This window comes from Anabaena sp. CCY 9910 (assembly GCF_963920875.1).
In the GTDB taxonomy this organism is placed as follows: Bacteria; Cyanobacteriota; Cyanobacteriia; order Cyanobacteriales; family Nostocaceae; genus Trichormus; species Trichormus variabilis.
Window position 1 is genome coordinate 87,525 of the sequence record NZ_CAWUDJ010000015.1, and the last position, 24,429, is coordinate 111,953.

At 40.7% G+C, this 24,429-nt stretch carries 15 protein-coding genes; 12 read left to right on the plus strand and 3 right to left on the minus strand.

Features of this window, described 5'->3' with window-relative positions:
• Positions 1–38: 38 nt before the first annotated feature.
• The 3 genes from ACM5QX_RS13625 (at position 39) to ACM5QX_RS13635 (ending at position 6,802) form a co-directional block, all read left to right on the plus strand.
• Positions 39–2,807, plus strand: a complete 2,769-nt coding sequence (locus ACM5QX_RS13625) for a CHASE2 domain-containing protein (RefSeq protein WP_414753993.1) — start codon at positions 39–41, stop codon at positions 2,805–2,807.
• Positions 2,804–4,126 (plus strand): response regulator, encoded by a 1,323-nt coding sequence (locus ACM5QX_RS13630; protein ID WP_414753994.1) that lies wholly within the window; start codon positions 2,804–2,806, stop codon positions 4,124–4,126. Before ACM5QX_RS13625 ends, ACM5QX_RS13630 begins: the two co-directional genes overlap by 4 nt.
• A gap of 69 nt (positions 4,127–4,195) precedes the next feature.
• Complete coding sequence (locus tag ACM5QX_RS13635) at positions 4,196–6,802, plus strand: CHAT domain-containing protein (protein WP_414753995.1); 2,607 nt, start codon at positions 4,196–4,198, stop codon at positions 6,800–6,802.
• A gap of 111 nt (positions 6,803–6,913) precedes the next feature.
• Here the strand turns inward: ACM5QX_RS13635 and ACM5QX_RS13640 are convergent, their stop codons facing one another.
• From ACM5QX_RS13640 to ACM5QX_RS13650, 3 genes are all read right to left on the minus strand, one after another.
• On the minus strand, positions 6,914–7,681 hold the full coding sequence (locus tag ACM5QX_RS13640; RefSeq protein ID WP_414753996.1) for an ATP-binding cassette domain-containing protein: 768 nt from the start codon (positions 7,679–7,681) through the stop codon (positions 6,914–6,916).
• 104 nt (positions 7,682–7,785) lie between these two features.
• Positions 7,786–8,613, minus strand: a complete 828-nt coding sequence (locus ACM5QX_RS13645; protein ID WP_414753997.1) for an ABC transporter permease subunit — start codon at positions 8,611–8,613, stop codon at positions 7,786–7,788.
• A 547-nt stretch (positions 8,614–9,160) separates the two neighbouring features.
• Complete coding sequence (locus ACM5QX_RS13650) at positions 9,161–10,963, minus strand: iron uptake porin (RefSeq protein WP_414753998.1); 1,803 nt, start codon at positions 10,961–10,963, stop codon at positions 9,161–9,163.
• 715 nt (positions 10,964–11,678) lie between these two features.
• Between ACM5QX_RS13650 and ACM5QX_RS13655 the strand changes: the two genes are divergently transcribed.
• The 9 genes from ACM5QX_RS13655 (at position 11,679) to ACM5QX_RS13695 (ending at position 24,354) form a co-directional block, all read left to right on the plus strand.
• Entirely contained in the window at positions 11,679–12,500 is an 822-nt protein-coding gene (locus ACM5QX_RS13655) for a class I SAM-dependent methyltransferase (protein WP_414753999.1), read from the plus strand.
• Positions 12,501–12,730: 230 nt separating this feature from the next.
• The gene (locus ACM5QX_RS13660; protein ID WP_414754000.1) at positions 12,731–14,095 is read left to right on the plus strand and encodes an LLM class flavin-dependent oxidoreductase; all 1,365 of its coding nucleotides are present in this window, start codon (positions 12,731–12,733) and stop codon (positions 14,093–14,095) included.
• 421 nt (positions 14,096–14,516) lie between these two features.
• A complete protein-coding gene (locus tag ACM5QX_RS13665) occupies positions 14,517–16,046 on the plus strand; it encodes an amidohydrolase family protein (protein WP_414754001.1) in 1,530 nt (509 codons plus the stop codon).
• Between the two features lie 310 nt (positions 16,047–16,356).
• A complete protein-coding gene (locus ACM5QX_RS13670; RefSeq protein ID WP_414754002.1) occupies positions 16,357–17,010 on the plus strand; it encodes a dienelactone hydrolase family protein in 654 nt (217 codons plus the stop codon).
• A 21-nt stretch (positions 17,011–17,031) separates the two neighbouring features.
• Entirely contained in the window at positions 17,032–18,030 is a 999-nt protein-coding gene (locus ACM5QX_RS13675) for an aldo/keto reductase (RefSeq protein ID WP_414754004.1), read from the plus strand.
• 53 nt (positions 18,031–18,083) lie between these two features.
• On the plus strand, positions 18,084–19,124 hold the full coding sequence (locus ACM5QX_RS13680; protein WP_414754005.1) for an aliphatic sulfonate ABC transporter substrate-binding protein: 1,041 nt from the start codon (positions 18,084–18,086) through the stop codon (positions 19,122–19,124).
• 262 nt (positions 19,125–19,386) lie between these two features.
• The gene (locus ACM5QX_RS13685) at positions 19,387–21,288 is read left to right on the plus strand and encodes an ABC transporter ATP-binding protein (protein ID WP_011320829.1); all 1,902 of its coding nucleotides are present in this window, start codon (positions 19,387–19,389) and stop codon (positions 21,286–21,288) included.
• Between the two features lie 306 nt (positions 21,289–21,594).
• Complete coding sequence (locus ACM5QX_RS13690; protein ID WP_414754006.1) at positions 21,595–22,575, plus strand: ABC transporter substrate-binding protein; 981 nt, start codon at positions 21,595–21,597, stop codon at positions 22,573–22,575.
• A 9-nt stretch (positions 22,576–22,584) separates the two neighbouring features.
• The gene (locus ACM5QX_RS13695; RefSeq protein WP_414754007.1) at positions 22,585–24,354 is read left to right on the plus strand and encodes a diguanylate cyclase domain-containing protein; all 1,770 of its coding nucleotides are present in this window, start codon (positions 22,585–22,587) and stop codon (positions 24,352–24,354) included.
• The last annotated feature ends 75 nt before the right edge of the window (positions 24,355–24,429 follow it).

Sequence of the window (24,429 nt, forward strand, 5' to 3'; positions counted from 1 at the left end):
TGAATTGAAAAACTTTTCATCTTGAATAAAAACACCTAATGAGGCCATCTGCAAAAACAATTATCGGCTATATACACAAGGTATTTTTCCAAGATTGGCGCAGTATATTCATGACAGCACCAGTCGTGGCAATATGCGTCGTGACTGGAGGAATGGCGGGGTTATTTCAACTGCTGGAATGGAACATGATGGAGCAATATTATGCTCTACGTCCTGTTGAATCAATAGACAAACGGATTTTAATTGTTACTATTGATGAACAAGACATCACTCAAATTGGCAAATGGCCTATTCCTGACCTGATTTTAGCCAAGCTGATTGTCAAACTCAAAGCACAAAAACCAGCAGCTATAGGCTTGGATATCTATCGAGATTTGCCAGTAGAACCAGGTCATCAAGAATTGGTGGGAGTGATTAAATCTACGCCTAACTTAATTGGAATCAAAAAATTAGTAGGGGATCAAGTTGCTCCATCACCTACTTTATCTGAACTAGGTCAAATTGCACTTGCTGATTTAGTCGCAGATACAGATGGTAAAGTCAGGCGCGGGTTATTATCTGCTGGTGATAGTGAGGGGAAAATCTTTTTAGGATTAGCACCTCGCTTAAGTCTGATGTATCTTCAAAGTAAAGGTATTGCTTTAGAGGAACTAAATCCAACTGGCACTTCTTTACGGTTAGGAAAAGCAGTATTTACACCTTTGACTGGCGAAGAATTTAGTTATCGAGGTACAGATGTTGGAGGATACCAAATTCTGTTAAATTACCGTGGTTTTCAAGGTAATTTTGACACTGTGAAAATGCGGGATATCCTCAGTGATTCTATATCATCAGAATTAATACGCGATCGCATTATTTTGATTGGAACTACAGCTAAGAGTATTAATGATTTTGTTAACGTTGGTTACAGTCACAATGTGCAGGATGACGAGAAACGCATGGCTGGGGTAGTAGTTCATGCCAATTTAGTCAGCCAGATTTTAAGTGCTGCTCTTGATGGTAGACCATTGTTGCGAGTTTGGTCTGAGCAAGCAGAGTGGCTATTGATATTTTTTTGGTCTTTTATCAATAGTGTTGTTACTTGGTATGGGTTACAAATCAACTCTCAGCGCAAACAGTCTTTACCAGGCTGGCCGATTCTGGTGATTTTATTGAGTACAAGTATAATCTTCAGCAGTAGCTATGCTGCATTTATGATTGGTTGGTGGATTCCTGTAATGTCACCACTGTTGACAACTTTTTTGTCTATAATTGTTACTACTAATCTGTATAAACAATTACAACTAGAAAAAGCTAACCAGCAACTCCAAGATTATTCTCGCACCTTGGAAGAAAAAGTGCGCGATCGCACCCAAGAGTTAGAAACCGCCAAAATTGCTGCTGATGTTGCCAATCAAGCTAAAAGTGAATTTTTAGCAAGCATGAGTCATGAGTTGCGGACACCCCTCAATGGTATTTTAGGGTACGCACAAATCCTGGAACGCTCTGAAAACATAGCGCCGACAGTATTAGAAGGCATTAACATTATTCATCAGTGTGGTTCTCACCTGCTTACTCTCATCAACGATATTTTAGACTTGTCCAAAATCGAGGCGGGAAAACTGGAATTACACAATACGGATTTTGATTTTTCTTACTTCCTGACAGGAGTAGTAGAAATGTGTCGTATCCGTGCTTTACAAAAAGGTATCTCTTTTCATTATTTACCAGATCCCCATCTCCCTCAAGCAATTAATGCTGATGAAAAACGTTTACGACAAATAATAATTAATTTACTTGGTAATGCCATTAAGTTTACTGAGACAGGTGGAGTCAATTTCACAATACAAGTCTTAGAAGTAGGAGCCAATTTCCACAAAATCAGATTTCAAGTGGAAGATACAGGAGTGGGAATGACTCCTGAACAATTGACAAAGATTTTTTTACCTTTTGAGCAAGTAGGAGACAAAAGTAAACAAGCAGAAGGCACCGGATTAGGTCTAGCTATTAGTTGTAAAATGGCTGAATTAATGGGTGGTCAAATCCAAGTAGATAGCATTTTGGGAACTGGTAGCAAATTTTGGCTAGATTTAAATTTAAATATTATCAGTCACTGGTTACAAACATCTAGTATATTTCATAAGAAAAAAATTATCGGTATTCAAGGCAAACAACCAAGAATTCTCATTGTAGATGACAAATGGGAAAACCGTTCTATAATTTGTAATTTCTTACGATCAATTGGTTTTGAATGCCTTGAAGCCACCAATGGACAAGAAGGATTAAATATAGCAGTAAAAAATCAGCCTGATTTGATTATTACTGACTTAGCTATGCCAGTTATAGATGGCTTTGAAATGATCCAAACCTTAAGAATTCTACCTCAAACATCCAACGTCACCATTTTAGTATCTTCTGCCAGTGTGTTTGAAAGTGATAGAAAAAAAAGCTTGCAAATAGGAGGAAATGAATTTTTACCAAAACCTTTAGAAATTGATAAATTACTCCAGTGTTTACAAGATTATTTACAACTTGATTGGATTTATGTAGAAGATGGCAAACAAACAAAAGTTTCTGAAAATCAACCGTCTCAGTTTAATAAACATCAATTGATAGTTGCGCCGCCAATTTCAGAGCTTGATAAGCTATTGGATTTGTCTATGAGAGGCAACATCAAAGGAATACAAATAATATTGAATGAAATAGAAGAATTAGATGCCAATGGTAATCTTATCGGCTTTGTGACACAAGTTAGACAATTATGCGATAGCTTTCAAATTAAACAAATCCGCGAATTAATAAAATATTTAAAAACTGGCACATCATGAAAATCTTTAACATCTTTGAAAAAGCAACAATACTAATTGTAGATGATAATCCCACAAATTTAAAAGTTTTATCAGATGCTATTTCTTCTTTGGGATGGGAAGCTTTAATAGCAACTGATGGTGAAAGCGCTATTGAGGAAGCTGAATATGCCCAACCAGATATAATTTTGTTAGATGTGATGATGCCGGGAATAGATGGGTTCCAAACCTGTGTAGAACTCAAGAAAAAATCGTCTACTAAACATATACCAGTTATTTTTTTGACGGCTCTTACAGATCAATTTGATAAGGTATTAGGTCTTGTCACAGGTGGAGTAGACTATATAACTAAACCTTTCAACTTAGACGAGGTTTTAGCAAGAATCCAAGTACATTTAAAATTGAGCTTCTTAACTAAAGAACTGCAAATAAAAAACCAAGAACTGGATAAATTAGTAGAAGAACGTACACAACAACTCTCTCTAACTTTGCATAAACTCCAGGAATCTCAATTACAGTTAGTCCAAAGTAGCAAATTATCCACTCTGGGAGAGTTAGTTGCTGGAGTTACTCACGAAATTAATAATCCTCTGAACTTCGTGATGGGTAATTTAGGATTTCTGCGTAATTATATAAATGCTTTAACTCAGCATTTACAGCTTTATCATCAATATTACCCGCATCCAGTTATAGATATTACTCAAAACGCCAACATAATAGAATTAGATAAAATATTAATAGATATACCAAAGCTCATGTCTGCAATCGACACAGGATTGGAGAGAATTAATAATATTAGCGATAGTTTACGCAATTTTTCCCGTTCAGATATATCTAAAAAAGTTTTTTTTGATATCCATGAAGGTATCAACAGCACTTTAATAATTTTATCACATCGCTTAAAGGGCAATAAACTACGTGCAGACATAGAAGTAATTAAAGAATATGGTGATATCCCAGTATGTGAATGTTATCCTGAGCAAATAAATCAAGTTTTTATGAATATGATTGCTAATGCTATTGATGCTATTGATGAGTTATGTCAAAAAGCAGCAGATATGCAAAACAATCAAAATCATAAAATCATCATCAAAACTGTATGGAAGCAGGAAGAAGAATTATTAAGAGTTACCTGCAAAGATAGTGGTGTGGGTATGTCAGCAGAAACCCAAAAACAGATATTTGAACAGTTTTTTACCACTAAACCAAGCGGTAAAGGTATTGGCTTGGGTTTATCTATTAGCCGCCAAATTATTGAAGAGCAACATAATGGCAGATTAAGATGTTGTTCTGTATTAGGTGAAGGAACAGAATTTTTAATGGAAATTCCAGTCAGGTAACTTACTGAGAAATTCTCTAATCAAGCAAGATTACTAGTAGATATCAAATTTATACACATAAACCAACATATGCTGAATTTCACTAAATATGCGGTCTCTTTGGGAGGACTAACTTGCTTTTTAATAACCACGAATCTTACAGTATCGGCACAGACTAATCAGCAACTAGTCCAAATATCAAAATTAAATCTGGAAGTAGACTCAAGTTTACGGCAATCCTCTATTATTGACTCTTCCAATCCCAAATATCGACTACATCAGGGTAGAAGTTCATTTGAGTCTGGACGCTTTGCTGAAGCTGTGAAATTTTGGGAAGCTGCATATATTGGCTTTAAAAACCAAGGTGATAGTATCAACGAAGCTTGGAGTTTAAGTTACCTGTCCTTGGCTTATCAGAATTTAGGCGATTGGCCAAATGCAGAAGTTTCTATTACTCATAGCTTAAACATATTAAAACATCTCAATGTCCAGAAACAAGGAAACTCTGCTATCTTAGCAGTAGCTCTGAATACTCTAGGTAATCTCAAACTCTCAACAGGACAGGCACAAGCAGCTTTAAAAGCTTGGCAAGATGCGGAAAGTGCATATGCAGTAGCTGGTGATGAAGTGGGAAAGCTAGGTAGCCAAATTAACCAAGCCCAAGCAATGCGAGCTTTAGGATTATATCGCAGAGGGCAGCAGTTGTTAGTGAATTTGCATCAAAAGTTGCAAAATCAGCCAGATTCTATCATTAAGTCCAAAACATTACAAAGTTTAGGAATTGCTTTCCAATTAGTAGGAGATATACAACAATCTCAAGAAATTTTACAGCAGAGTTTAAAGATTAGTAAAGGCTTAAATTCCGCTACAGACATTAGTAATATTCTGTTTAACCTGGGAAATACGGCTAGAGATTTACAACAAATAGAGGTAGCTTTTGATTATTATCAACAAGTTGTAGCTCAGACAAGTAATTCTCAATTACGCATCGATGCACAGTTGAATCAAATTAGTCTCTATTTACAAACTAGACGCAACAAACCCTCTGAGGCTTTATTGTCAGAAATTAAGTTGCAATTAGAGAAACTACCTGCCAGTCGGATGTCTATTTATGCAGCAATTAATTTTGTTCGTAATTTGACTAAATTGTCAAAGCTAGATGGCAATGAGTCCATATCATATCGAGAATCAGCGCAAATTTTAGCCCGTGCATCACTACAGGCTCAAATGCTGGGTGATTTGCGCGCTCAAGCTTATGCTTTAAATGAGTTCGGAAAATTGTACTTTGAGAACCAGCAGTTAGGTGAGGCTTTAAAACTGAGCCAACAAGCACTACAAATTACTCAAGAGATTAACGCTACTGATATTAGTTATCAAGCGGCTTGGCAAGTTGGGCGTATTTTGAAAAAACAAGGCGACCATCAGGGTGCGATCGCAGCTTACGATAATTCTGTGAAAACTCTCAAGTCTCTGCGTAGTGACTTAGTAGCGATTAATCGTGATGTTCAGTTTTCTTTTCAGGAGAGTGTGGAACCGATTTATCGGGAGTTCGTGGATATATTACTGGAATCGCCCCAACCCAGTCAAGGAAACTTAAAATTAGCACGAGAGACAATCGAAGCGTTGCAATTAGCAGAGTTAGATAATTTCTTTCGGGAAGCTTGTTTAAACGCTAAACCAGAGCAAATCGATCAAATCGACAAACAAGCAGCCATCATCTACCCAATTATTTTAGGCGATCGCTTAGAAGTAATTTTATCTATTCCTGGCAAACCCCTCTCTAGTTATCAAACAGTCTTATCTTCCAGGGAAATGGAAGACATAATTAAACAAACACGCCAATCCCTCAACCCAATTTTCTCAAATGAGGAAAGGTTAAATGTTTCTCGAAAACTTTATGATTGGCTAATACGTCCTCTGGAATCTGAGTTGAGCAACAGTGGAGTCAAAACACTAGCTTTTGTGTTAGATGGTTCTTTACGCAATATCCCGATGGCAGTTTTACATGATGGCCAACAGTACTTGCTAGAGAAATACAGTTTAGCACTATCTCCAGGGATGCAGTTGATGCCAGCGCGATCGCTCAAACGTGAAAATATCAAATTGATGACAGCTGCCCTGAGTGAATCACGGCAAGGCTTTAAAGCTTTACCAGCAGTTAAATCGGAAGTAACAGAAATTTCTGAAGAAGTTTCTTCAAAACTACTTTTAAATGAAAATTTTACCGACACCAACCTTAAGCAAGCTATAGAATCAACACCATTTTCGGTGTTACATCTAGCCACTCATGGTCAGTTTAGTAGCCAGTCTGATGACACTTTTATTCTCAGTTGGAATGAGAAGATTAATGTTAAACAATTGAGTGAATTTCTGCAAGCCAGAAACGAATCACAATCTACACCTGTAGAATTAATGGTTCTCAGTGCCTGCCAAACAGCAAAAGGAGACAATCGAGCTATATTAGGCTTGGCTGGGGTAGCAGTACGTTCTGGTGCGCGCAGCACTCTAGCTACTCTCTGGTCAGTAAAAGATGAGTCTACTGCTAAATTTATGGTGGAATTTTATAAACACCTCAGACAACCGGGTATTAGCAAAGCAGAAGCATTACGACAAACTCAACTAACTTTTTTGCAAAATGCTGATTTTCAACATCCTTTTTATTGGTCAGCATTTGTATTGGTGGGTAATTGGCTTTAGAGCTTGGTTGTGCAGAATCAAGTCAACACTGCCTGATTAATAGATTGCAACAGTTATAGTTTAAGAGCTACTTGAGTATTTCTGCCAAAAGTCATGCTCCCAATATAAGTATTAATGAGTCATCTGCAATAATTGATTTTTATGATTACTTTCATTATTCATAACCTTCTCTAGTACAGCTTCTCTGATATTGATAAATAGTTCACTAGCCCTATCTCGTGGGCGCGGCAATCTTACGGGTAAATCCAACATAATCCGTCCTTCTTCAATTACTATGACCCTATCTGCTAAGGCCACAGCTTCTTCTACATCATGGGTGACTAAAAATGCCGTAAAGCCTCGCTCTCGCCACAAATCTTCGATGAGATATTGCATTTCTAGACGAGTTAACGCATCCAATGCGCCCAAAGGCTCATCCAGTAGTAGTAAATGTGGTTGACTCACCAATGCTCTGGCTAATGCTACCCGTTGTCGTTGTCCTCCAGATAATACATGAGGCCATTCACCGGCTCTATCTTTAAGTCCTACTTGTTCTAATACCCATGTAGCTTTTGATTGCCAATTTTCTTGTAATCCTAGACCCACATTATCAATCACGCGTTTCCAAGGTAGTAAACGCGGTTCTTGAAACATCACTCTAACAGAATGACTAAGTTTACGGAGTGGTTCCCCATCTAGCAAAATACCGCCTGTAGTGGGTTTATCTAACCCTGATACAAGGCGCAATAAAGTACTTTTACCACAACCACTACGCCCCACAATAGCAATAAACTCTCCAGGTGCTACTTCTAGATTTAATGAATTTAAAACGGTTTTATGACCAAAAGCTTTAGTTAGATCCAAAATATTGATTCGTGAACCTTTTAAATTTGCAACCATCTGGGTTTCTCCTATTTTTATGGATAATCGAGTTATACCAATCTTGATAATTTGATGCTTAGGCAACACCAAACTCAAGGAATTCACAATTTATTTCTTAGTTTTTACCCAGCAGGTTTGTAATTGGGATTCCATGCTAAGAATTTATTTTCTAGAGCTTTGGCTATAGAATTTGCTAGTTTACCTAGTAGTGCATAAATGACAATACTTAATACCACAACATCAGTTTGCATAAACTCACGGGCATTCATCGCCATATAACCAATACCGGAATCTGCGGCAATTTGTTCAGCTACAATTAAGGAAAGCCACATAATACCTAAGGAAAATCGGACACCAATTAATATTGAAGCTAAAGCCCCAGGAAATACGATTTGCCACAAGAGTTGGGGTGTTTTCAAGCCGTAGACTCTGCCCATTTCAATTAGACCAGGATCTACACTCCGAATCCCGTGATAGGTATTAAGATAAATCGGAAAAAATACACCTATAGAAACAAGAAATAATCTGGCTTGATCACCAATTCCAAACCATAAAATTACTAGGGGAATTAATGCCAAGTTGGGAATAGTACGCAACATTTGTAGAGAACTATCTAACAATTGTTCTGAAAGCCGAGAAAACCCAGTAAGTAATCCTAAAACAAAGCCAATTCCGCCGCCAACTATAAAACCAGATATAGCCCGTGCAGCACTAATTCCCATGTGTTGGAAAAGCTCTCCAGTTGAAGCTAACTTAAATGCTGTAAAAACTACACTGCTGGGTGCTGGTAAAATTCTGCTAGAGAGTAAACCAGTTCTGGAAGAAATCTCCCAAAGTAACAGCACTATAAAAGGTACTATCCAAGGGATGATTTTATTTGCGTATTTGTTGTTGAATAATACTTCCAGTGATTTTTCGTGGCTTCTAGTATTGTTCAGAGTAATAGTCATAAGGTCTAAATTAGTTGTTTTACAAGGTTCTCATTGACAGCTATTTAGTCAATAGCACTGAGACGTGTGATGTTAGCTTTGCTCAGACAGGGGCAGAAAACAACGGATAATCAACAAAAAAATTACCTTGTCGCTAGGGTGTCACCTTCGTAAAATACTGTATGTCGAGAGAATTACCGTAGATTAAAACTAATCTTACACGAAATCTAGTAAAAATCAACCCCAAAAAAGCTTTTGTCACGAATTTCCTATGTTTAAGGGGATTCCTATTAGAAAACCATTTGCAGGGTTCCTGAGGATGATAGATAATTCATGACCTACTATCCAGCCCAGAATAATAGTGGGTTTCGCTGTTGCTAACCCACCCTACTGGACTGACACAGCTAAAGTAGTGGATTAGAGGTAGTAGCGCGGCAAAGCTAAAATGTTCCATTCATTATAGTTCTCTTGTGGGATGAGCTTCTAGCCTGTCCAGTGCAGGCAAGATGCCTACAGTAAAGAAACTTTTTTTTATGCACTATTTAAGGCTTGCCACGCTAATACATACCTAAAACCTATAGGTAGTACGAATCCAAGCATATACACTATCAGGATTGTTGGCATTGGAATCTGGCGCTGTAACCCAAATAAAACCCGGTGTAATGTCGATTTTATCGTTAATTTTGTATTGGTAGAATCCTTCAATATGTAGGGAAAGGTCTTTGTCTGCTTGTCCTAAGCCTGCTCCCAAATTCACATTTTTGCCAAGACTGATCAGTGTTGGAGCCATACCCACAAACAATCCCCCTAGACTTCCCTTTTTTCCAAGATCCGGGAACGACATTCCTACAGCCCAATCCATAGCTCGGCCATCACCGCGTCCTAAATAGCGGTGTGCGCCATAACTTACCCAACCATTCATAGCAAACTTGGGACTAAATTGATAAAAAGCTTGTACGCCATAAAGATTCGCTACTGTCCCCGTTCCTGCTACGGTGCTATTGACCAAGTTACTTCCTGCTGCCGGGCCAAAGTTTGTTCCACTTAAACCTTGAGCGTTTGGTGGACTATAAGTATTAACGTAAGTTAGAGCCGCCCGAAAATTCCTCTGAGGACTGGTGTATAGTATCTGTCCTAAAGCTAAATATCGGCCTGTGAAGAAGCCTGTATTTGGGCCAGGGTTATTGGCGTTAGGTGCGCTATAAGCTACTCCCAATTGGAACTGTTGATTTAATCTGTGGAGTACTGCTATTCCACCGCCAGCATCTCCATATTGATAGACTAAAGCTCGTCGTGAGAATCGGGAAATCCCATTAGAACCAGTTGCTAGACTACTTTCAAAGTATGGATTAATTGGAACGGTAAAACCTAGCTCATTAGCTCCATCGGATAAAGCATAAATGTTGACTTGGGTATTTGAACCAAAAGGAAACCGATAACGTACACCACTAACAGAAATATCATTGGGTGGTCTGGTAATACTGGAGTTATCAGCAGTTCTGCCATCAAAAGTGCCTAATAATCCAGCTCTTGTTTGTCCTAATGATTGAATATTTCCTCCCCCCAGCGTTATACCCAGTGAATCTTTACCTGTAAAGCTGGCATTTAATCGCAAAGACACTGATCCTTGCTGTGTTACTACGCGGGGTGCTGGCCGCCCAGTGATAACGTTATTACCAGCAAAAAGTGAGCCAATAACTATCTGCGCTCGACCTGTGAGTTTAACTGTAGTAGAAAATTGTTGTTTCTCGATGGTTTCTAACTTTGCATCTACTGTATCAAGTCTTCCTCGCAGTGTAGCCAATTCCGTAGAAAATTCTTCTCTTAACTTCTTGATTGTGTCTAAGTCTTCTTGTCTAACTAAGTCTGCTGTAGAACTGGCAATGATTTGATTGAACCGGTCTAAAGCAGTATTTAGACCAGCCGCAAATTCATAGCGGGTAAGAGCGCGATCGCCTTTGAATGTACCATCTGTATAACCTGCGATCGCTCCATAGCGTTCCACCAGGGATTGTAAAGCTTGAAATGCCCAATCTGTAGGCTGGACATCAGATAACTCAGAAACAGATGTAACTTGTTCTATGGAGTTTTCTTCATCTGTGATATCTTCTTGAGAAAATAGATTTTCTGTTTGAGATAGTAAATAATCTGGCGTGCCAATTACTTCTACATTGGCAATCTGATTTGATTCAGCCTGAGTTACACTATTTGACGAAGTTTCCTCAAGCTCTGATTTTGATTCAGATAAATTTAGTGTTTCCGGTGCGATCGCCTGCGGTGGGGCTTCCGCCATTGCACCTGAAGAAAGAATGAAAAGCACATTAAAAAGGGCTGGGACAACTAGCCCACAATTCCATAAAATTTTAAACATTGCTTCTTTTGAGTTACGCACTGAAAATTGACAAATCTTTACTTGCTAGTACCTCACAGGATATTGACATCCCAATCACATATCCTTCTGAGGACAAATCTTCTTCAGATGATTGCCTTACAAAATTTTGGCAAAAACTAAACGGTGTTGAGGATTACAAACCAGGCAAGAAACGCAGCAAGTTGGATGTTCCATTGAGGAGTAAGAAGTTGAATTAGCCTAAAATTTTAACCGTAACTAAACTACTAAAAATCTATCTGGTTTTAGTAATTTAACTATTAATTTTGGATATTTGCATAAAATAATAAAAAAAACAAGCCCCCAAAGATATATCTTTATAAGAGAAAAACATTAGCAAACTTGTGTGAAGTAACACTTGCATTTTTATCGTAAGTATGGAAAACTCTGTAACAGAATAAAATACTGTAAGTCAGTCGGTTTATAGTAGTTTGACGTAAATAAACTACGGTATTTAATTTGCCGACTGAAGTACTTAAATATTTTTCAGGCAAAAAATAATTGTGTACCTGATGCCAGTAGTAGTGAAACGCCCTATCCATCTTCCAAGTGATGCAAAAAACTTGGTAAAGACTTTGGCCTTTCCTTAATACAATTTCTAATTTCTAGATTTGTCTTACCATCACAGACTTAAGAAATATTCTGAATAATTTCCCCAATACCTCAATAGAGTATTGATTCACCCAAAAATCAACTTATGACCCAACTGAAAACACTTCCCATATACGACCCAACATTATTTGAGGGTGCTGCTGAAGTTTATGCTCAATACAGAACTAAGTACCCACCTGCCGTATTTGACAAGCTAACGGAAATATTTAACTTGAATGGTCAAGGAAGACTACTGGACTTGGGTACTGGCCCAGGCTTAATTGCTATTCCCCTCAGCACAAAATTTCAGGAAGTAGTGGCGATCGATCCCGATCCGGAGATGCTCAAAGAGGCGCAACGCCAAGCAGCAACGGCAGGAGCAAATAATATTACTTGGCTAGAACAAGGAGCAGAACTGATTAACCCTAGTCTTGGGGTATTTAAACTAGCTACCATTGGCAGAGCCTTTCATTGGATGGAACGCCAACTTGTACTAGAACGCCTTTATGAACTGCTGGGAGATGATGGTGCGATCGCACTCCTAAATACAGGTGATGATCCTTGGAAAAGCCCTCTACCTTGGAAACAGGCTGCAATTGGAGTGGTAAAAAAATGGTTAGGTGAAGAGCGACGAACTGGACAACGAGGACAAGGGATTCGTAAACCAGTTGATCCTCCCCACGAAGTCGTAATTGCCAATTCAAAATTTGCTCGCCAGGAAGTGTATGAAGTCACATTTGAGAAATCTTGGACAGTTTCTAGCTATCTTGGCTACTTATACACTACAGCTTTCTCGCTGAAAATTTTCTATGGTGACAAAGCCGAAGAATTTGAAGCAGATATCAAAGACGCATTACTAGCGGTTGAGCCTTCTGGACACTTTACAGAAGAACTCAAAGCCACAATTCAAGTTGTTTGGAAGCATTAATACCAATTCTCTGTGAAGTTGCACAAAATAAATTATGTAGAGACGTTGCATGCAACGTCTCTACAGTCCAGAGTCAAACACATCTTCATAAAGAAACGGTATAACTTGATTTTTTTAACCCAAAGTATCGCAGAGGTACTCGCAGAGGGGAAATGAGAGTTATTTACTCTTGATTTGTTTGGTACTTGAGAGTGAATTAATTTAACTATCTAAAATAAAGAGGAAAGCCGATGAGCAAAAAACGCCAGTTTCGTTTAGGAGCATTTATTCAAGCTACTGGACATCATATTTCGGCTTGGCGACATCCTGATGCACAAATAGATGCAGGGTCGAATTTTGACCATTACAAAGAAATTACCCAAACTGCTGAACGTGGGTTATTTGATGCAGTTTTTCTGGCGGACAGCCCAGGAGTTTGGGGTGGTGAACCAGAGACACAAAAACGCAATGGGAAACTTGCTCATTTCGAGCCAGTCACCCTCTTTTCAGCGCTGTCCTCTGTTACCCGAAACATTGGTTTTATTTCCACCGCCTCGACTACTTATGAACAGCCTTACACCCTGGCGCGTAAGTTTGCTTCCCTAGATCATTTGAGTAAAGGCCGGGCGGGGTGGAATGTAGTTACTACAGGTAACGAGAGCGCCGCAGGTAATTTCGGTCTTGAGCATCACCCAGAACATAGCCAACGTTATGAACGCGCAGAAGAGTTTGTACAAGTGGTTAAAGGGTTATGGGATAGCTGGGAAGATGACGCTTTTATCCGCGATAGAGAATCTGGTATTTATTTCGATACAAATAAACTACACGTACTAAACCACAAAGGTAAATATTTTTCCGTCCAAGGCCCGTTGAATGTTGCTCGTCCGCCGCAGGGTTATCCGGTGATTGTCCAGGCTGGAGCATCGGAAGCTGGACGAGAATTAGCTGCGCGTACTGCTGAGGTGATTTTCACTGCCAATCAAACCCTAGCTGATGCCCAAGAATTTTACGCTGACGTAAAAGGCCGATTGGCAAAATATGGACGCTCTCCAGAGGATCTAAAAATCATGCCTGGGGCTTTCCCAATCATTGGCCGGACTGAGGAAGAAGCTCAAGAAAAATACGAATTTCTGCAATCATTAATTCATCCCGATGTCGCTTGGGGCATTTTAAAAAGATACTACAAAGGTTTGGATCTGTCGCAATATTCTTTAGATGATATTGCTCCAGAACTACCTAGCGACACCAACAATAATAAGAGTCGTCTAAAATTAGTCAAAGATTTAGCGACTCGTGGGAGTCTGACGTTACGACAGTTATATCTGGCTCTTGCCACTGCCAGAGGTCATCGCACAATCCTTGGTACTCCCGAAAGTATTGCTGATCAGTTAGAGGAATGGTTTAACAATGGTGCAGCAGATGGTTTTAATATCATGCCACCAATCCTACCTACAGGCTTAGATGAGTTCGTGAACCTAGTCGTTCCCATTCTTCAGAAACGGGGATTATTCCGTACAGAATATGAAGGTACTACCTTGCGGGAAAACTTGGGGCTACGTCGTCCTGAGAATCAATTTGCTGTCAAACAAGTGAATGAAAGATTGGTTTTGGCATAAATAAATAGGGCTTAGTAGTCTGGCAAGTTAGAGGTTGTTTGAAAAGTTAAGAGAATGGTAGGTTGGGTGGAGCGATAGCGGAACCCAACAAAGTCTTGAGAATGTTGGGTTCCGTTCCTCCACCCAACCTACACCGGTCTAAGTTGTTGCCTTAATTGAACTGTATTGGGTTATATCGCACTGACGCAACCTACTAAACCATCATTGGTATTGCGAAAATCAAGACTACAGTCCTAGCTACAAACCAAGGAGTAATGAGTTTCGAGTGCTGTAGACACTCCCTCGTTGAGCCAGTATGTTATGAGTTCTTTTTGTCATCAATATCACCCATGCTTTGTTGTACTCGGCACTCATAACTCATTTCTCAGCACTGTTTCTGTAATTTTTTATTTACGTAACTTGCTGTAGGCAAGGAAAAAATATGACTGAATATAGCAGACTAAAAAGTTCTCGCTCCGCCGCTATCAAAGCGAAACTCAATTATCCAATCATCGACACTGACGTTCATACCAACGATTTCACCCCAGCCCTTGAGGACTACATTGCTCAATATGGTGGCACGAAACTGGTAGATGAACTGCGGAAGGCGGAATCTTCTCGTCTCAACTCCAAGAGCAACGGTAAAGACTGGTATCAACAGACTCCCGAAGAACGTCAATATAACCGGACAATTCGCTCTCCTTGGTGGGCGAGAGTTACCCGTAACACGTTGGATTTGGCTACTTACACTCTTCCTGAGCTATTCTATGAGCGTCAGGCAGAGCAAGGGTCAGATTATTCGGTACTATTTCCGAATAATGTTTTAGCACCGGCTGGAGCTAGCAAAGAGAACCGTCAAGCATTGCAACGGGCTGTAAATCACTATCATGCTGATTTGTATCGCAAATATAGCGATCGCCTGACTGTAGTTGCTGGTATCCCAATGGGTACTCCTGAAGAAGCCGTCGAAGAATTGGAATTTGCAGTAAAAACACTAGGTTTAAAAGTAGCAAACATTCCTGGTGGTGTGAAGCGTCCAATTAAAGCAATCGCTGATAAATACCCAGCAGATCAATACCCAGAAGTCGCTAAGTATGCTTCATACATTGACTTCTACGGATTGGATAGTGAATATGATTACGATCCATTCTGGGCAAAGGCAGTTGAGTTGGGTGTACCTATTACTACCCATTACGGTAGCCAAGGTTGGACTGGACGCTCTTCCATCAGCAACTATATGAACAACCACATCGGTCACTTTGCCGATGGCTCACAAGCATTTGCGAAGGCGTTGTTCTTTGGTGGTGTTACCAAGCGTTTCCCACAGTTGCGCGTAGCGATGTTAGAAGGTGGCGCAGATTGGGGCGCACACGTTTACATCCATTTGGTAGACAGATTCTCCAAACGGAGTCTCAAAGGTCTGCAAAACTACAACCCAGATCTGACCAATTTTGATGAATTGTACGCGTTGTTTGAGCGTTTTGGTAGTGAATTCTTACAAGCACACCCCCTCAGCAAAGAAGAACTGAAAAAGACTGTACTAGGTTCTTCCTTTAACCGTCATAGTCGCTCGCCCATTGGTAGCGAACTAGAAGACTTTGCGGCGGCTGGGATTGAAACCATAGAAGATATCCGCGATCGCTGGGTAAATAGCTTCTTCTTTGGTTCTGAGTCTGACGATCGCACCATTGCAGCTGCATTCAACGACAAAGCCAATCCCCTGGGTGTGAAAATCAACGCCATCTATTCCTCAGATGTTGGTCACTGGGATGTACCCGACCTCACAGATCCTCTAGCGGAAAGCTGGGATTTGGTACAAGAAGGTGTGATTTCCGAAGCTGACTTTAAAGCTTATGTCTTCGCTAATCCCTACAAATTCTACACCCAAGCTAACCCCGACTTCTTCAAGGGTACAGCAGTTGAATCTAAAGTACCTGCTCCACAAGTAGATAAGAGCCTTGTAGTAGCTTAAATCAGATAGTTGACCGGAAGAGGCAGGAGGGAAGGGAGCAGGGAGCAGGGGGAGCAAGCCCTTTCCCACAACGCGAGTGCGTACCACTCCGTGGAAGCAAGCTACGCGTAGCGTCTCGCAGAGAAGCGGAACACGGGTACAAGCCCCGCCCATAAGCGGGCGCTCTTACTGGGGCGGAGTACAAGCTCCGTCTCGGTTTTCCCCCTTGCTCCCAGCAAAGCTGCCCCTTTTCTTCTTGCTGACAAGATACCCGACTTCTTCAAGAAGTTGGGTATCTAACCACCAAACAAAAACTTGAGGAATTATAGCTATGTCTATCGAACGCCGTTCTGGTTTATTGCCTTATCTATTTTCCCGCGCCGCAGAAGAGACCAACAAACCCGCACCCCTCGTATTGTTTCTACATGGGGCGCGCGATCGCGGTACAGATATAAATGTATTACTAAAATGGGGTCTGCCTCGTTTTGTTGATGAATCCAGTCCCTTACCCTACTTTTTTGTCGCGCCCCAACTTCCTGAAGGCCAGACTTGGGTAGACCGAGAAGCAGATGTTATTGCCTTGTTGGATAATCTGATCGTTTCTCAATCAATAGATCCTTCCCGTGTCATCCTATCAGGATTCAGCTTAGGTACTGCGGGAGCATGGCATATTGCTGCTACTCATCCTGGTCGTTTCGCTGGTTTAGTAGCTGTTTCCGGTCGTGTACCTAAAACCCTAGAAACAAACCAACTAGCTGCACTCAAAGAAATTCCCATCCAAATATTTCAAGGTGCAAAAGACGAAAAACTGTCAATTGAAGATACACAGCAGATTGTTGATACCTTACATGGTTTGGGGAGAACAGTAGATTTTACCGTCATACCTGAAGGGGATCATTTCATTGCTGATGAAGTATACACCGACTCAAAATTACAACAATGGCTGATTTCACAGAGCCGTCGTCCTGCTTCTGTAGTCGCCTAAGAGTAGAATTCTTTTTCTAACATGACATTACCCACAACTAAACTTGGCCAAACTGGATTGACCGTTTCTCGTCTGTGTCTCGGTACAATGACCTTCGGATTACAGACAGATGAAGAAACTTCCAGGCAGATTCTCGACACCGCCGCCGATGCAGGCATTAACTTTCTGGATACAGCCGATGTTTATCCTTTGGGTGGTGGACTAGCTACTGCTGGAAGTACGGAAGAAATCATTGGACGTTGGCTAAAAGGCAAACGGGACAATTTTATCCTTGCTACAAAATGCGTGGGAAAAGTCGGGACTGCGCCTTGGGATCAGGGTGCTTCGCGTAAACATATTCTCGATGCCATTGATGCTTCCTTAAGAAGATTGGGAACTGATTATGTGGACTTGTACCAATTGCACTCTGATGATGCTTCAACACCTCTGGATGAGACTTTAGAAGCATTAGATACAGTAGTACGTGCTGGCAAAGTACGCTACATCGGGGTTTCCAACTTCTTAGCTTACCGACTCGCCCGTGCCTTGGGACGCGCAGATGTACGAAATTTGACTCGCTTTGTCTCAATTCAACCCCGCTACAATTTGTTATTCCGCGAGATTGAGAGAGAACTTTTGCCCCTAGCAAAAGAGGAAGGTCTAGGTGTAATTCCTTACAACCCCTTGGCTGGTGGTTTACTAACTGGTAAACACAACCGGACTCAAGGCCCAACAGCAGGCACTCGTTTTACCTTAGGTACAGCCGCAGAACGTTATCAAGAAAGGTATTGGCGCGATCGCGAGTTTAATACTGTGGAGGAATTACGCACAGTAGCAGACTTCGCAGGCCTATCACTCACCACCCTGGCGGTGGCTTGGGTGTTGGCTAATCCGATTATTACTGCCCCCATTATTGGTGCTAGTCGTCCAGAACAGCTTGCTGACACCCTAAAAGCCCTGGAACTTAAGCTCGATGACAATTTGAAGCAAAAATTAGATGACATCACCGCCGAATATCGCAGAGGTGATTCTCTACGCTAGTTTTGCAAATTTGAACTCTTTCCAATCCAAAATATTTTATCTATCAAACACCTATGATTAAACGCCGTCGTTTTCTAAATGTCGCTACATCTAGTCTGGGCGGTTTTTCTATGGCCTATTTGTTGGGAAGTTGTAACCAACAAAGCCAAAAGGATGTGGCAAATAGTAGCAGTTCTCTGGCGATAAAAACGAAGGTTCTCCGCATGGGGTATCAAAGTGCAGGGGATCTTGTCCGCAATCGGCAAGTTTTAGAAAAACGCTTAGATCCTCTGGGAATTAAGGTTGAATGGTTACAATTTGCCCAAGGGCCGCAGCTGATGGAAGGGATGGCTGCCCGTAGGGTTGATATAGGCTCAGTGGGAGAAACCCCACCAATTTTTGCCCAAGTGGCTGGATCAGACATTGTTTATGTCGTGGGTACACAAAGAAACGCAGGAACCGGCAGAAGTAGCGTGATTGCCGTACCGCCAGAGTCTCCACTCACCAAGTTTGAGGAGATTAAGGGGCAAGAAGTTTATTTTCAAAAAGGCTCGGCATCACATTATTTTATGCTCAGGGCTTTGCAGTCGATTGGTTTGACCATCAAAGATATCAAAATCAAAAGTATGGCAACTATCGAGGCGCGGGCTGCTTTTCTGGAGGGAAAAATCCCTGTGTGGATGACTGGTGATCCACATTATGCGATCGCTGAAAAAATGGGTCGCATTCGTGTTCTGAGAGATTCTGTTGGCTTGGATTCTCCTGGCGGCTACTACATTGCTGATAGAAAATTTGCTCAAGAAAATCCTGGTGTTCTGAAAATTCTGATTGAAGAACTTCATACGCTTGATAAATGGGCAGAAGTGAATCGAGATGAAGTCAAAAAATTGATGATTACCCAACAAAAGCTGGATGAAGATGTAGCCGAAAGGGTAATGTCTCGTCGAACTTTTGCCGGACGCAGAGGTTTAAGTCCGGCACTAATAGCGGAACAACAGCGTGTAGCAGATTTATTCTTTAAAGAAGGTGTAATCCCCAAGAAAATCAACATCAGTGATGCCTTACTCCCATCTGATTTGTATGCTGCAATCACACCGCCAGAAATTATGGTTTAGAGACGAATGTCGCGCTTGTGACTGGGTGTAGGGGTTTAGGAGAAGAACATGATTTATGAGGTGTCTTGATTTAACTATTTGTTGTTTCCCTCACACCCTTATATCCCAAGAGCCTGATCCCTCAAAAATTTGCGCTTATCTTAGGGTCATTTGTTTAGAGACTATGGACGCTAACAACAGTTAATTTAACGCCACCGGGCGGCTGAGCAGCCGTCCGTTTTTATGTTACGGGACAGTAAAAGTTACCACGATAACAAATTTCATGATCAAAAAGACGAGACTTTCTAAATCTTTTCAACGTGCTGCTAATGCGCCAAAATTACCCAATACCACCTTCAGGTTCATTTGCTATTTTGTGAACCAGTTTCGTTGGTGGTATGTGGCAATGGTAATTGCGGAAGTGATTCATGCAACTTGTGGCATTATGTTGCCCTATGCTATTGGCGAGATTATTCGCAGCGTAACGCGATCGCCAGGGGACAGCAAGTCCATTTTTGATGCGGTGAGCCAACCCCTGATGCTGTTCTCCGCTTTGAGTGTAGGTGAAGTTGTCTTTGGACGCACAGCCGGACTCTTGCAAACCATTCTTCATCCCATCCACCGACAACACATCGTCCGTTCTCTATATGCCTACTTGCAGCATCATTCCCATCGCTACCTGAGTAGCAGTTTTGCCGGGTCATTAGCACATCGCATTGGCGAAACTTCTTTGGGTGTGACTCAGACAATGCAAATGCTAATTACTGAATTTATGTCAGTAATTATTGTGTATATTGTCTCCACAATTTTACTGTATCGCGCCTATCCTCCCCTGGCTGCATTTGTGGGTACGTGGGCTGTTTTGTTCATCAGTATTTCCTTCTGGTTGGCAACTCGCTGCCGAATTTACTCCCGCAAAGCCGCAGCCGCCAGAAGTGAGACAACTGGCATCATTGTAGATGCGGTGACCAATCTTAGCAGTAGCCGACTGTTTGCACGCTTGGGTTTTGAACGCAGCTATTTAAATGAGCAATTAAGGCGCGAACTCAAACAGGTAAGAAAGTCTAACTGGTATTCAGAGCGAATTCGCTGGTTTCAATTTATCTCATCTGCCATTTTGAAAATTGGCACTTTATATTATTCGCTCTCACTGTGGAGCCGTGGACAGATTGCTACTGCTGACTTTGTAGTTGCTACCAGTTTGTCACTGTTAATCATTAGTGAAGCCAGAAATTTAAGTAAACGGTTTCTAGAATTTTTTGAACATATCGGTAATATAGCGAATGGAGTCTACACCATTGTTCAACCCCATGAACTGGTTGATCGAGATCAGGCGATCGCCCACTCTATCACCCAAGGTAAAATTGAGTTTCGGCAAGTCAACTTTAGCTATACAGATGGAAAGAAAGTATTTGAAAATCTTTCTATCACCATCCAACCAAGCCAGCGAGTGGGACTGGTTGGCTTTTCCGGCTCTGGAAAATCTACCTTTGTTAATCTCATCTTGCGTCTATTCGATCCCCAATCGGGGCAGATTCTCATTGATGGAGTCGATATTCGAGACATGACCCAGGATGCTCTCCACTCGCAGATCAGCTTGATTCCTCAAGACCCGTCCCTATTCCATCGCACATTAATGGAAAATATTCGTTATGGGCGACTGGATGCAACCGATGAGGAAGTGAGCGAGGCGGCGCGTCAAGCTCATGCTCACGATTTCATCGTACCAATGCAGGAGGGATATGATTCTCTAGTAGGGGAACGCGGCGTTAAATTATCGGGTGGGCAGAGACAACGGATTGCGATCGCGCGAGTTATCCTCAAAAATGCACCAATATTGATTTTAGATGAAGCCACCTCTAGCCTTGATTCCATCACCGAAAAAGCGATTCAAGATACCCTCGATTTAGCCATGAATGAGAAAACGGTGATTGTGGTAGCTCATCGTCTGTCTACTATTGCCCATCTAGACCGTATTTTAGTATTTGATCAAGGTCGCATTGTCGAAGATGGTACTCACACAAAATTATTGGCGCGTCGTGGCGCTTACTATAAATTATGGAAAATGCAGGCGGGTGGATTCTTACCTATAGAAGCGGAACAAGGAGAGGACAAGAAATTGATCAAACAACTTGATTCCAACCAAGCCAGTACTTCTGATCTGAACGTCACTAAGAATAGGTAAGCTGTAACGCTTTTAAATTACCTGTCAACCCGAAAAGATCGATAAATTTTCCTACCTAACTGCTTAGTTCAAATGTACTAAAATAAAATAGAACCATCAAAATGGAGTAGCTTTGCGATCGCGAGGCTACTCCATTTTGAGTTAAAAATGACTTTGAACCATAATTGCCACAAAAATCAAAAATTTTGCGGCTAAAAGCATGAACTTTTGTTGAGGTTACGGTTCATATTTTAGTTAACTAATGGGTAAAAGCACACCTATCTTTCCTGAAAACAGCGCCCTCAATCTTTGAGATAAAAACAGTCTATGTTCAAACTACTGAAATATCTAAAAATTCTTCTCATTACCGGGTGTTTGCTATTTGCTTGTCATGCTTCAACACCGACTGAATTCAAACGCCCTCCCTTGAAAGTGCAATTTGCATCTTTTGTTGGGGAGTATCCAGGTATTATTGCTCAAGAAAAAGGATTCTTCAAAGCCCAAGGGGTAGATGTAGAACTAATTCATAAACCATACACCCAATTGGAACAAGCCAATTTCAGTGCGGGTAAGTATGATGGGATGACATCTTCTTTAGGAAATCTTATTATCTTGAGTGCAATAAATCCAGATATACAAGGTGTGATTGTTATAGATGAATCGACAGGTGCAGATGTAGTAGTCGCCCAATCACAAATTAAAACCGTTGCTGACTTGAAAGGGAAAAAGCTGGGTGCAAATCTAGGCGGTTTTAGTGAAGTGTTCATAACTGAAATGTTAAAAACTAACAATTTAAACGGCAATGATGTGAACTTGGTTAAATTAGAGGCATTAAAAATTCCTCAAAACTTGCAAAAAAATTTTATTCAAGCCGGACACACTTGGGAACCTTATCTTTCTGAAGCTATGAAAATAGGAGGAAATATCTTATTTACTAGCAAACAAACCCCTGGCTTGATTTTAGATTTGATTATTTTTCGCGGTGATGTAATCCGCGATCGCCCTGAAGACATTCGTGCATTTGTGCAAGGATGGTTGCAAGCTTCGGACTACTGGAAAGAAAATGTTCAAGAAGGAAACACTATCATCAGCAAAGCTTTAAAAATTCCTAGCAATACAATTTCTCTGGATGGAGTAAACCTGACTAATTTAGATGAAAATCAAAAATTATTTCAATTTAGCAACCCTAACTCCATCGACAAAATTGCCAAAATATATGCAGATTTTTTTATTCGTGCTGGAAACGTGACGCGAATTCCTGAGCTAAAAAGTTTATTTAATTCTTCCTTCTTGAACCCTGCTTCCTAGTTTAAAGCCATGCAGCACGATCTTTTGGGTAGCATCCGGACAAAATTGATCGCCTCGTTTCTCGTTGTTGCTTTGATTCCGTTGTTGTTATTGGCATCTATTAACAAACAGACAACGGAAACAGCACTAACTGACAACGCTCGGCAAGCCTTATCTGCTGCGGCTAACCGAACCAGTAACAGAATAGATGCTTTTATTGATAGAAATCTTAATGCTGTGCGCGTAGAGGCACTTTTACCAGGCTTGGCTGGCTACCTCAGCCTAACTCCAAAAGCGCGAGATGATAGCCCCGAAATGCAATTGGCGACGGAAACATTAAATCGGCTCAGTCGCAAAGATATGCTGAATATTATCTCTTATGCTTTGCTCGATTTAAAAGGGAAAAATGTATTAGATACATATACATCAGATATTAACAAAGATGAATCAGGTCAAGATTATTTTCAAAAACCACTGCAAACTGGATTATCCTTTGCTTCTAGTATGAAGCGATCGCCGATAATACCTGACCTTGTTACTATCTTTTTTAGTAGTCCTGTTCGTAATGCCCAAGGAGATATATTAGGTGTCTTACGTGTTTCATACAATGCTACTGTGATTCAGCAGTTAGTAACTAGAGAAACTGAACTGGCTAGAGCTAAATCTTTTGCTATTCTTTTAGATGAAAATTATATTTATCTGGCACATAGTCATGCACCAAAACTACTTTTTAAATCAATTGTGCCTCTACCTGTCGATGTTATAACTCAACTACAAAAAGAAGGGCGTTTGCCTAATTATCCTATCAGAGAATTGGCAACTAATGAATTGAAACTTAAACAAGCATTGGATAATAAACAGTCACATTTAACTACTACTTTGTCAACAACAGGTGATCAGGTTAATTTGATAGCGATCGCCAGTTTAAAATATAAACCTTGGTCTGTTTTGTTCGCACAGCCTCTAGTTGTTGCCCTTGCACCTGTAGAAAAGCAAATTCATGACGCAATGTTTCTATTTGTATTGATCGCTTCAGTCGTGACAATTATCGCTTTTGCTATTGGGCAATTGCTAACAAGACCAATAATTTACCTTACCAATATAGTTTTTCAGTTTACAACAGGTAACTTAAATATCCGCGCCAAAATTAGCTCAACAGATGAAATAGGTCAACTGGCGAAATCGTTTAATAATATGGCACTTCAGTTACAAACATCTTTTGAAACCTTAGAACAACGGGTACAAGAAAGAACGGCAGAGTTAGTAATTGCCAATCAGAAACTAGAACAACTGGTAAATCTAGATGGTTTGACTCAGGTGGCTAACCGTCGTTGCTTCGATGAACGACTAAAAGCAGAATGGAAACGCCTGGCGCGAGAACAACAACCCCTGTCGCTGATTTTATTCGATGTTGATAAATTCAAATCTTACAACGACTGCTATGGACATCTTGGAGGCGATGATTGTCTAATCACCATAGCGCAAACTGTGCAACAGAAGCTTCATCGTCCTGCTGACTTACTAGCGCGTTACGGAGGAGAAGAATTCTCGATACTCCTCCCCAATACTGACTTACTAGGAGCGATCAAAGTAGCACAAATTATTCAACAAGCAATTTACGATCAAGCCATTCCCCATGCACAGTCTGATATAAAGGATATCGTTACACTTAGTTTGGGTATTACTTCTATTATACCTGCTGGAGATATCAAGCCTGATACACTCATCGCTTCAGCCGATAAAGCACTGTACAATGCCAAACAACAGGGGCGCGATCGCTATTGTACTCATGAGGCATAGCACTAAATTATCAGTATATGAACAGGGACAGAGGGGTCGTTAAGCGATCGCATTTTTCCACAAAGTTTCTATCCC

Excerpts from the sequence above, each read along its gene's own strand:
- ACM5QX_RS13655 (WP_414753999.1), top strand. The coding sequence starts at position 11,679 with ATGACCCAACTGAAAACACTTCCCATATACGACCCAACATTATTTGAG.
- ACM5QX_RS13690 (WP_414754006.1), top strand. The coding sequence starts at position 21,595 with ATGTTCAAACTACTGAAATATCTAAAAATTCTTCTCATTACCGGGTGT.
- ACM5QX_RS13645 (WP_414753997.1), bottom strand. The coding sequence starts at position 8,613 with ATGACTATTACTCTGAACAATACTAGAAGCCACGAAAAATCACTGGAA.
- ACM5QX_RS13675 (WP_414754004.1), top strand. The coding sequence starts at position 17,032 with ATGACATTACCCACAACTAAACTTGGCCAAACTGGATTGACCGTTTCT.
- ACM5QX_RS13695 (WP_414754007.1), top strand. The coding sequence starts at position 22,585 with ATGCAGCACGATCTTTTGGGTAGCATCCGGACAAAATTGATCGCCTCG.
- ACM5QX_RS13680 (WP_414754005.1), top strand. The coding sequence starts at position 18,084 with ATGATTAAACGCCGTCGTTTTCTAAATGTCGCTACATCTAGTCTGGGC.
- ACM5QX_RS13640 (WP_414753996.1), bottom strand. The coding sequence starts at position 7,681 with ATGGTTGCAAATTTAAAAGGTTCACGAATCAATATTTTGGATCTAACT.
- ACM5QX_RS13635 (WP_414753995.1), top strand. The coding sequence starts at position 4,196 with ATGCTGAATTTCACTAAATATGCGGTCTCTTTGGGAGGACTAACTTGC.
- ACM5QX_RS13670 (WP_414754002.1), top strand. The coding sequence starts at position 16,357 with ATGTCTATCGAACGCCGTTCTGGTTTATTGCCTTATCTATTTTCCCGC.
- ACM5QX_RS13660 (WP_414754000.1), top strand. The coding sequence starts at position 12,731 with ATGAGCAAAAAACGCCAGTTTCGTTTAGGAGCATTTATTCAAGCTACT.
- ACM5QX_RS13630 (WP_414753994.1), top strand. The coding sequence starts at position 2,804 with ATGAAAATCTTTAACATCTTTGAAAAAGCAACAATACTAATTGTAGAT.
- ACM5QX_RS13685 (WP_011320829.1), top strand. The coding sequence starts at position 19,387 with ATGATCAAAAAGACGAGACTTTCTAAATCTTTTCAACGTGCTGCTAAT.
- ACM5QX_RS13650 (WP_414753998.1), bottom strand. The coding sequence starts at position 10,963 with ATGTTTAAAATTTTATGGAATTGTGGGCTAGTTGTCCCAGCCCTTTTT.
- ACM5QX_RS13625 (WP_414753993.1), top strand. The coding sequence starts at position 39 with ATGAGGCCATCTGCAAAAACAATTATCGGCTATATACACAAGGTATTT.
- ACM5QX_RS13665 (WP_414754001.1), top strand. The coding sequence starts at position 14,517 with ATGACTGAATATAGCAGACTAAAAAGTTCTCGCTCCGCCGCTATCAAA.